The sequence below is a fragment of the Streptomyces sp. NPDC052023 genome (assembly GCF_044548465.1).
In the GTDB taxonomy this organism is placed as follows: Bacteria; Actinomycetota; Actinomycetes; order Streptomycetales; family Streptomycetaceae; genus Streptomyces.
In genome coordinates, this window is sequence record NZ_JBIUBW010000023.1 from 53,211 (window position 1) to 63,218 (window position 10,008).

The following is a 10,008-nucleotide window of genomic DNA, read 5'->3' on the forward strand; positions in this document are numbered from 1 at the left end:
TCCCGGCAGCGATACTTGCGGCGACGGATGACCACGGGGGAGGTCAGGAGTGACACAGACGCCGAAGGGCAGCGCGGCGCCACCGGTGCCGGGCGTGCCCACCCAGCCCACCGTGCCGCCCCGACCGCCCTCCCCCGAACGCCCCGCGCCCGGACCGGCGCCGGCCGCCCTCGCCCCGCGCCGTACGGCGTTCGCCGAGGGCGTGGACCGGTTGCGCGCCGCCGCGACCACGGAGCCGGGGCGGCTGCGCCTCATCGGCGCCCTCCTCGCCCTGCTGGTCGTGGCCTTCGGCGCCGTGTCCGCCTGGCAGGCCACCGACCGCGCGGCCGCCGCCGACGACGTGCTGAACAACAGCCAGCCCCTCAGCTCCGCCGCGGCCGACATCTACCGCTCCCTGGCGGACGCCAACACGGCCGCCTCCAGCGGCTTCCTGGCCGGCGGCCAGGAGACGAAGGCGTCCCGCGAGCGGTACGAGAAGGACATCCGCACCGCTGCCGACAAGCTCGTCCTGGCGGCCGGCAACTCCGACCCGGACTCCCCTGCGGCGGAGACGATCACCCGGCTCAACCGGCTCCTGCCGGAGTACAAGGGCCTCATCGAGCGCGCCCGCGCCAACAACCGCCAGGGCTACCCGCTCGGCGGCGCCTACCTGCGGTACGCCAACGACACGATGCAGACCGAGATGCTCCCCGCGGCCGAGGACCTCTACACCTCGGAGAACGCGCGGCTGCGCGCCGACTACGCGGACGCGACGCCGTACCCCTGGGCGGCGATCGCCCTCGGCCTGCTCGCCCTGGCCGCCCTCGCCTGGGCCCAGCACCGCTCGTTCGTACGGACGAACCGGGTCCTGAACCACGGCCTGGTCGCCGCCACCGCCACCACGACGGCGGTGCTGCTCTGGCTGGTCGTCGGCCACAGCGTGGCCCGCGCCGGCCTGAACGACTCCTACGACCACGGAGTCCGCTCCCTGAACGTGCTGCACGACGCCCGGATCGCCTCTCTGAAGGCACGCGGCAACGAGAACCTCACGCTGGTCAGCCGGGGCGCCGAGACGGTCGAGGTGGGCGGCGAGTTCAAGGACAGGTTCGACGTGGCCTTCCAGGCGTCGATGAAGGACCTCGCCGCGCATCTCGCCGCCGCGAAGGACCTGGCCGACGACCAGGCGGGCCGGCAGCCCGTGCGGACCGCCGCGGGCAGCATGGAGATCTGGCAGGAGCGGCACCAGCAGGCCCGGGACGCCGACGACGCGGGTGACTACCAGGCGGCGCTGAGCAAGATCATCGGCGCCAAGAGCGAAGAACCGACCGGCGAGTGCTTCGACAGCGTCGACCGCAGCCTGGAGACTGCCCTGCAGCACGAGAAGCTGGAGTTCCAGCAGTCCGCGGGCGACGGCCGGAACGCGATGACCGGGCTGCCGGCCGGCGCGGCGGTGCTCGCGGTGCTGGGCGCGGCGGGCGCACTGTTGGGCATCGGCCGCAGGCTTTCGGAGTACCGGTGAAAGGGGGCGTGACGATGCATGCACGACGTTTGCGGGCCAGCCTGAAGGGCTGGGGCGGCGTGGGAGCCATGGCGGTCGTCTGCGTCCTCGCCGTGGCCTTCGCGCTGCTGCTGCCGCACACCCAGCCGCGCGGCGACGGCAGCACGGGCGTCGGCGGCCCCGGCGTGGCCGACGGCCGGCAGGCGAAGGCGGAGACGTGCGAGAACCCCCAGGACCAGAGCCTGCCCCCGTCCGGCGCCGAGGGCGACACGATCGCGGCCGTCAAACAGCGCGGCTATGTCTCGGTCGGCGTGGACCAGAACAGCTACCGCTGGGGCTACCGCGACCCCAACTCGGCCGCCCAGGACGTCGGGCTGGAGGGCTTCGACATCGACCTGGCCCGCCGGATCGCGCAAGAACTGCTCGGCGACCCGGACCGGATCCGGTTCAAGGCCATCCCCACCAACCAGCGCATCCCCGCGATCCGCAGCGGCCAGGTCGACATGGTGGTGCGCACCATGACGATCACCTGCTCCCGGCTGGAGGAGGTCGCCTTCTCCGCGCCGTACTTCCTCACCGGCCAGCAGGTCCTCGCGCCCAACTCCTCACCGGTCACGGGCTACGACGACACACTCGCCGGCAAGCGGATCTGCTCCGCGGCCGGTTCGACGGCGTACGACAACCTGGCGGCGGACCGCAAGTCCGGCAAGCTGCCCGCCTCCGCCGACATCTCCACCACCGTGCCCAACCAGCTCGACTGCCTGGTCCGGCTCCAACTCGGCGAGGTGGACGCGGTGGTGACGGACGGCGCGCTCGCCGCCAGCCAGGCCGCGCAGGACCCGACGGTGGAGCTGAAGGGCGACCGGTTCACCACGGAGTACTACGGCGTGGCGATGAAGAAGGACGCCGGCGATCTGGTACGCCGGGTCAACCGCATACTGGCGGACTACCGCTCGGACGGCGGCTGGAAGGCCTCGTACGACAAGTGGCTGTCCCCGACGCTGGGTAGGGACTCGGAGTCGGCGACCCCGCCGGCGCCGCGCTACAGGTGACCGTCCGGCAGCGAACCGGCAGCACGGACCAGCAGACGAGAGGTGATCGATGGGCGTCACGGGAGCCTCCGGTCCGGTGATGGACCGGGACGAGGTGGACCGTGCGCTGGCGCGGCTGGGCGCGGAGCACGAGGCGATCGAGACCTCGCTGTTCGCCCTCCAGGACCACGCGGGCCGCCGGCTCCTCGAAGGCGCGGAGCTCACCGGCACGACCAAGGAGCGCTGGGCGGCCACGGAGGCGTCGATCTCCCTGTTGTGGGCGTACTTCGACGCGTACAGCGACGCGCTGCGCACCGCCCGTGACATCCGCTCCCGCCGCCGCTGGTCCAGCCGCGAGGACCTGGTGGAGCTGACCGACCTGCTGCGCGGCGAGTCCGTCACGGTCGCCGGCGGCGCCACCGCGACGGCGAACGCGCCGACGCTGCACGGCGCGGGCAAGCTCAGCGAAAGGTTCACCCTGGTCACGCTCGTGGAGCGGATGAACGAGCTGTACGCCGGGTCGCTGGACATGGTCGTGGCCTCCGACGCGGTCTGGTCGGCGCTGCCCGCCCGGATCGATCTGCTCGCCGCCGAACTCCAGCGCACCCGCAGGCTCGCGCACTCCGTCGGCGTGCGCCCCGGCGAGCATCCGGCCGGGGACGACCTGGAGCGCATCACCCGCACCCTGACCCGGCTGCGCGAGCAGGTGGTGTCCGACCCGCTGGCCTTCTGGCTGCGCGCCGAGGGCAGTTCGGCACCGGGCGGTGGCAGGCCGGACACCACGGTGTACGACCGGGAGGCGCGCGCCCTGGAGGAGGTGCGCCGGGAGATCGACGCCGTGCTCGCCGTGCGCAAGGACGCCGAGCAGCGGCTGGTGAAGCTGCGGGACGTGCTCTCGCGCGCGGACCGCACCCTCGCCGAGGCGCGTACCGCGCGCGGGGAGGTGCTCGCGAAGATCGCCGCCACGGAGGTGCCGGTGGTCAGCGGTCCGCCGACCGTGCTGCAGGAGCAGCTGGCGACGGCCGCCGAGTACCGCAGACAGGCTCAGTGGCATCGCCTCTCCCCGCTCCTGGAGTCCCTGGAGCAGAAGGCGGAGGACGAACTGCTGCGCGCCCGCGAGTCGTTGACGGCGGTCACCGCGCCGCTGGCGGTCCGGGCCGAGCTGCGCGGCAGGCTCGACGCGTACAAGGCGAAGATCGCCCGGCACGGCCTGGCGGAGGACCCGCTGCTGATCGAGCGGTACGACGCGGCCCGCCGGATGCTGTGGAGCGCGCCCTGCGATCTGCGGGTCGCCGAGCAGGCCGTGCTGCGCTACCAGCACGCGGCGGCCGAGGTGCTGGGCACCGCCTCGCGGGTGCCGCAGCAGAGCGGTCCGCCGGAGTTCCAGGACCGCCGGGGGGAGTCGCCGTCATGAGTCAGGCACAGCAGAGCTGCCAGCGGCCGGGCTGCGAGGGCAGCTACGAGGACGTCGGCGGCGGTGAGCTGTACTGCGACACCTGCGGCCTGGCGCCGGTGGTGTCCGCGAACGGCATGGTCGGCTCCCCGCCGACCGGGGTCACCGGCGGCGGCAAGGGCTCGGCGGCGAGCGGCAGTTCCCGCTCCGGCTCCCGCGGCAGCTCCCGTACGTCGTCGCAGTCGTCCAAGTCCCGCCGCTCGGTGTCGGGACGCCTCTCCCGCTCGCTGTCGGGCCGCTCCTCGAACCGCTCGGTCTCGGTGCGCAGCTCCGGCTCCACGTCCGGTTCCTCGACCCGCGGACGGCTGGGCGTGGGCCTGGTGCAGGTGCCGCAGGTGCCGCGGCCCGACCCGCGCTCGATGGTGCTCCAGAACCCCGAGGTGCCGGAGCGGAAGCGGTTCTGCTCGCGTTCGGACTGCGGCGCGCCGGTGGGCCGCGCCCGCGGTGACCGCACCGGGCGCACGGAGGGCTTCTGCACCAAGTGCGGGCATCCCTACTCGTTCGTGCCGAAGCTGACGTCCGGCGACATCGTGCACGGCCAGTACGAGGTGGCGGGCTGCCTCGCGCACGGCGGGCTGGGCTGGATCTACCTCGCCGTCGACCGCGCGGTCTCCGACCGGTGGGTGGTGCTCAAGGGCCTGCTGGACACCGGCGACCAGGACGCGATGGCCGCCGCGATCTCCGAGCGGCGGTTCCTCGCGGAGATCGAGCACGCCAACATCGTGCGGATCTACAACTTCGTCGAACACCTCGACCAGCGCACGGGCTCCCTCGACGGGTACATCGTCATGGAGTACGTCGGCGGCAAGTCCCTCAAGGAGATCGCCAACGCCCGCCGCACGCCCGGGGGGCGGCGCGAGCCGCTGCCGGTGGAACAGGCGTGCGCGTACGGCATCGAGGCGCTGGAGGCCCTCGGCCACCTGCACAGCCGCAACCTGCTCTACTGCGACTTCAAGGTCGACAACGCCATCCAGACCGAGGACCAGCTCAAGCTGATAGACATGGGCGCGGTGCGCCGCATGGACGACGACGAGTCGGCGATCTACGGCACGGTGGGCTACCAGGCGCCGGAGGTCGCGGAGGCCGGTCCGTCGGTGGCGTCCGACCTGTACACGGTGGGCCGCACGCTCGCCGTCCTGACCTTCGACTTCCAGGGCTACACGAACGTGTTCGCCGACTCCCTGCCCGACCCCGACAACATCGAGGTCTTCCGGCAGTACGAGTCGTACTACCGGCTCCTGGTCCGCGCCACCGACCCCGACCCCGCCCGGCGGTTCGCCTCCGCGCAGGAGATGTCGGAGCAGCTGACGGGAGTGCTGCGGGAGGTCGTGTCCCTGCAGACGGGGCGGGCGCGACCCGCGCTGTCGACCTTGTTCGGGCCGGAAGTGCGGGTGACGGACACGGAGTTGTTCCCGCGCTCGGCGGGCGAGGTGTCGCGGCTGGGGGCCCGCATGGCCTCCGCACGCCGGGCCACGCCCGTGACCGGGACCACCGCCGGGGGGCCGCTCCCGCCCGGAGGCGCCCCGCACGCCGTCACCGGCGGGACAGGCCTGGTCAAGCCCGTCGGCACCGGTGCCGCCGCCCTCGCCCTGCCCGTGCCCCACGTCGACCCGGGTGATCCCAACGCCGGTTTCCTGGCCGGGCTGATGGCCACCGCGGCGGCCGAGCTGCTCGGCGCGCTCGCCGCCGCGCCCGCTCCCTCGGTGGAGACCCGGCTCCGCCAGATCCGGGCGTGGCTGGAGAGCGGCGACTCCCCGGCCGCGCTGGACGCCCTGCGCGCCCTGGAGGAGGAGCGACCCGACGACTGGCGGGTCGTCTGGTACCGCGGGGTGGCCGCGCTGGCCACCGGCGACCACGAGGGCGCCGCCCTCGCCTTCGACGCGATCTACGACGCCTTCCCCGGCGAGACCGCTCCCAAGCTGGCCCTCGCCCTGTGCGCGGAGGTGCTCGGCCAGCTGGACAACGCCGCCGAGTACTACCGCCTGGTGTGGACGACCGACCCCAGCTTCGTCAGCGCCGCGTTCGGCCTGGCCCGCGTCCAGCTCGCCACCGGCGACCGGCACGGCGCCGTGCGTACCCTGGAGTCGGTGCCGGAGTCGTCCATCCACTACACGGCCGCCCGCGTGGCCGCCGTGCGGGCCCGGCTCCGGCAGCGTACGGCCGCCCCCGGCGACGTACCCTTCCTGGAGGATCTGACCGCAGCCGCCGGGCAGGTCGAGGCGCTGGACGCGTACGGTCTGGACCCGACCCGACGGGAGCAGTTGGCCACGGAGGTGCTCGGCAGTGCCCTGGACTGGATACTCTCCGGTGGCCAGGGTTCCGCCCCTCACACCGCCGGGGGGCGGACGCTGCTCGGCAGCGGCCTGGACGAACGCGGGCTGCGCTTCGGCCTGGAGCGTTCGTACCGCACGCTGGCCCGCCTGGCGCGGGGCGGCGAAGAGAGGATCGACCTGGTGGAACGTGCCAACCGTTACCGCCCCCGGACATGGGTGTAGTTGATGTCGCAGATGCCCCAGCTGTCCGCCTGCCCGAGCTGCGAGGAACCGCTCGAGTCGGGTGACCGTTTCTGCGGTGCGTGCGGATACGACCTGTCCGCCGTGCCGCCACGGCCGGACGACAACCCGACCCTCACCATGAACGGCTCGGGGGCCGCACCGGCCTCCGGCTGGCCCGGCGCCGCCGGCCCGGGCAGTTCCGGCCCACCCCCCGTGACACATCTGCCGGCCGACCTGCCGGGCACGGACTCGGGCGGCTCCCCCCTGTCCCCGGCCGCCGCCGGCCACTCGGAGACAGGCGTGCGGTTCGACCGGCCGGCGGAGCCCGAGGAGTACGCCCTGCAGGCCCCGGACCCGCGGGTCACCGCCGACGCCGCGGCGTGTGCCGATCCCGCGACGGTGTGCGTGGCCTGCCGCGCGGGCCGGGTCGACCACGACGGCTACTGCGAGAACTGCGGGCACGCCCAGCCGCGCGAACGCGACCACATGGAGCAGGAGTCCGGGCCGCTGGCCGCGGTCAGCGACCGCGGCCTGCGCCACCACCGCAACGAGGACGCCTTCGGCATCGGCCGCACCGCTCTGCCCGACGGCTCCGAGGCGCTGGTCGCCGTCGTGTGCGACGGGGTCTCCTCGGCGACCCGCCCGGACGACGCGTCCCTGGCCGCCTCCCGCGCGGCCAGCGAGTCGCTGCTGGCGGCCCTGCCGCTCGGCACGCACCCCCAGCAGGCCATGCACGACGCCATCGTCGCCGCCTCGCACGCGGTCAACGCGCTCGCCCAGGAACCCGCCACGGCCCGCGAGCACCAGCCGCACCAGAACGCCCCTGCCTGCACCCTGGTGGGCGCCGTGGTCACCGCCGGTCTTCTGGTGGTCGGCTGGGTCGGCGACAGCCGCGTCTACTGGGTCCCGGTGGACCGCGGCGCGCCGGCCGCCCGGCTCACCGAGGACGACTCCTGGGCCGCGCAGATGGTCGCCGCGGGCCTGATGAGCGAGGCCGAGGCCTACGCCGACGAGCGCGCCCACGCCATCACGGGCTGGCTCGGCGCGGACGCCTACGAACTGGAGCCGCACACGGCTTCCTTCAAGCCCGACCGCCCCGGCGTCGTGGTGGTGTGCACGGACGGCCTGTGGAACTACGCGGAGGCAGCCGAGGAGATGGCCGGCGTCCTGCCGCCCGACACGGCGGTACGGCCGCTGCACGGCGCCCGCGTCCTCGTCGGTCACGCCCTGGACGGCGGCGGCCACGACAACGTAACAGTGGCCGTCCTGCCGTTCCCCGCACCCTCGCAGGGGGCAGGATCGGCCTGAGGCCACGCGCGGAGGCCTGGGAAGGCTGGGCGGACCGGAGGGGACCGGTCCGCGATTCCGTCGTCGCCCCACCTCTCGTGGGGCGTTCAAGGGGGATTTGAGTACGTATGGCCAATTTCTCGAAATCGAACGTGCCGCAGTTCTCGGTGGACGTGTACCAGAACGAGTACCTCCCGGAGAGCGGCCGGGAGGTCAACGCGATCGTCACGGTGACCGCGACCGGCGGCGGCACCGTCGGAAGCGCCGTCGCGGCTCCCCACCTCTACTCGCCGGGGCAGGGCCCGTCGGCGGCCGTGGCGATCATGGTCGACTGCTCGGGCTCGATGGACTACCCGCCGACCAAGATGCGCAACGCCCGGGACGCCACCGCCGCCGCGATCGACACCCTGCGCGACGGCGTGCACTTCGCGGTGGTCGGCGGTACGCACGTGGCCAAGGAGGTCTACCCGGGCGGCGGCCGGCTCGCCGTCGCCGACGCCACCACCCGCGAGCAGGCCAAGCAGGCCCTGCGCAGGCTCGCCGCCGGCGGCGGTACGGCGATCGGAACCTGGCTGCGGCTCGCCGACCGGCTGCTGTCCTCGGCCGACGTGGCCATCCGGCACGGCATCCTGCTCACCGACGGCCGCAACGAGCACGAGTCGCCGCAGGACCTCAGAGCCTCGCTGGAGGCCAGTGCCGGGCGATTCACCTGCGACGCCCGGGGCGTGGGCACCGACTGGGAAGTGAAAGAAGTCACAGGCATCGCCTCCGCCCTGCTCGGCACCGCCGACATCGTCGCCGACCCGGCCGCCCTCGCCGCCGACTTCACGCGGATGATGGAGACGGCGATGGGCAAGGAGGTCGCGGACGTCGCCCTGCGGCTGTGGACGCCGGTCGGCACGACGATCAGATTCGTCAAGCAGGTCGCCCCCACGGTCGAGGACTTGACCGGTCGCCGCACCGAGGCGGGCCCGCGCGCCGGGGACTATCCCACCGGTTCCTGGGGAGACGAGTCCCGTGACTACCACCTCTGCGTCGAGGTCCCGGCCGCACACCTCGGCCAGGAGATGCTCGCCGCCCGCGTCTCCCTGGTGGTCCCGCACCCCGACGGCACCGCCCAGAACCTCGGCGCCCAGGGTCTGGTACGCGCCGTATGGACCGACGACATGGCCGCCTCGACGTCGATCAACCCCCAGGTCGCCCACTACACCGGCCAGGCCGAACTGGCACAGGTCATCCAGCAGGGGCTGGATCTGCGCAAAGCGGGTGACTTCGATGGAGCAACGGCCAAACTGGGCCGCGCCGTTCAGCTCGCCGGCGCCTCCGGGAACGCGGACACCGCGAAACTCCTTGCGAAGGTGGTGGACGTGGTCGACGCGGCGACAGGTACTGTGCGACTGAAGGCGAAGGTCGCGGAGGCCGACGAGATGACACTCGAAACCCGGTCGACAAAGACTGTTCGTGTAAAGAAGTGATCTGAAACAAAGCGAGCCCGACCCCCGGGGGTTGGAGAAAACCGGTCGAAAACGGCCGGAACAGGAGAGGGGGAAGCGCCGACATGCCGACCTGCCCGAACGGACACCAGTCGGGTTCCGACGACTGGTGCGAGGTCTGCGGTCACCGCATGGCGGGTGCCGTGCCTCCGCCCCCTCCGCCGCCCCCGGGCGGCGGCTACGGCTTCCCTCCGCCGCCCGGCCCGTCCGGCGGACCGGACACCGGCCGGCCCGGAGCGCCGCCGGAGCTCTGCCCGCAGTGCCGTACGCCCCGCGAGGGCGGCGCGCCGTTCTGCGAGGAGTGCCGGTGGAACTTCCTGACCAACACCGCGACCTCGTACACCCCCGCGGCACCGCGCCCGCCGGCTCCGCAGTTCCAGCGCCCGTCCGGCCCGCCACCGTCCTTCGGGGGCGGTGACTCGTACGAGTACCAGAGCTCGCGCCCGTCGCAGATGAACCGTCCGGCCGAGCCGATCCCGCCGGGGCCGCCGTTCGGCGCCGAGCCCGGGGGGCCCTCCGGGGCTTCCGGGCCTGGTGGTTTCGGTGGGGAGCGGCCTGGGGCCGGTGGGGCCCCTGGAGCTCCCGGTCCGTCCGGTCCGTCCGCGTTCGGTGAGCGGCCCGGCCCCTCCGGCCCGCCCGCCTTCGGTGGCGAGCGCCCCGGCGGCCCGGGTCCTTCCGGCCCGCCGTCGTTCGGTGAGCGCCCTGGGGGTCCCGGTCCTTCCGGGCCGCCGCCCCCCTCGTTCGGTGAGCGCCCCGGCGGTCCCGGTCCTTC

At 73.6% G+C, this 10,008-nt stretch carries 6 protein-coding genes; all 6 read left to right on the top strand.

Annotated features, from left to right (window positions below; all coding sequences use genetic code 11):
- The first annotated feature begins 49 nt into the window (after positions 1 to 49).
- The 6 genes from ACIHCM_RS32250 to ACIHCM_RS32275 all read left to right on the top strand — a co-directional run bounded on the left by ACIHCM_RS32250 (position 50) and on the right by ACIHCM_RS32275 (position 9,218).
- Entirely contained in the window at positions 50 to 1,498 is a 1,449-nt protein-coding gene (locus ACIHCM_RS32250; protein ID WP_399903744.1) for a hypothetical protein, read from the top strand.
- A gap of 14 nt (positions 1,499 to 1,512) precedes the next feature.
- The gene (locus tag ACIHCM_RS32255) at positions 1,513 to 2,529 is read left to right on the top strand and encodes a glutamate ABC transporter substrate-binding protein (protein ID WP_399903747.1); all 1,017 of its coding nucleotides are present in this window, start codon (positions 1,513 to 1,515) and stop codon (positions 2,527 to 2,529) included.
- A 49-nt stretch (positions 2,530 to 2,578) separates the two neighbouring features.
- Positions 2,579 to 3,922 carry a hypothetical protein gene (locus ACIHCM_RS32260; protein ID WP_399903750.1) on the top strand — a complete coding sequence of 448 codons (1,344 nt, stop codon included), beginning with the start codon at positions 2,579 to 2,581 and terminating at the stop codon, positions 3,920 to 3,922.
- Entirely contained in the window at positions 3,919 to 6,456 is a 2,538-nt protein-coding gene (locus ACIHCM_RS32265) for a tetratricopeptide repeat protein (protein WP_399903754.1), read from the top strand. Before ACIHCM_RS32260 ends, ACIHCM_RS32265 begins: the two co-directional genes overlap by 4 nt.
- A gap of 3 nt (positions 6,457 to 6,459) precedes the next feature.
- Positions 6,460 to 7,764, top strand: a complete 1,305-nt coding sequence (locus tag ACIHCM_RS32270; RefSeq protein WP_399903757.1) for a PP2C family serine/threonine-protein phosphatase — start codon at positions 6,460 to 6,462, stop codon at positions 7,762 to 7,764.
- Positions 7,765 to 7,871: 107 nt separating this feature from the next.
- On the top strand, positions 7,872 to 9,218 hold the full coding sequence (locus tag ACIHCM_RS32275; protein ID WP_399903760.1) for a VWA domain-containing protein: 1,347 nt from the start codon (positions 7,872 to 7,874) through the stop codon (positions 9,216 to 9,218).
- The last annotated feature ends 790 nt before the right edge of the window (positions 9,219 to 10,008 follow it).

Bases quoted from the DNA above. Each gene is read 5' to 3' on its own strand.
- ACIHCM_RS32275 (WP_399903760.1), top strand. From the start codon at position 7,872: ATGGCCAATTTCTCGAAATCGAACGTGCCGCAGTTCTCGGTGGACGTG.
- ACIHCM_RS32265 (WP_399903754.1), top strand. From the start codon at position 3,919: ATGAGTCAGGCACAGCAGAGCTGCCAGCGGCCGGGCTGCGAGGGCAGC.
- ACIHCM_RS32270 (WP_399903757.1), top strand. From the start codon at position 6,460: ATGTCGCAGATGCCCCAGCTGTCCGCCTGCCCGAGCTGCGAGGAACCG.
- ACIHCM_RS32260 (WP_399903750.1), top strand. From the start codon at position 2,579: ATGGGCGTCACGGGAGCCTCCGGTCCGGTGATGGACCGGGACGAGGTG.
- ACIHCM_RS32255 (WP_399903747.1), top strand. From the start codon at position 1,513: ATGCATGCACGACGTTTGCGGGCCAGCCTGAAGGGCTGGGGCGGCGTG.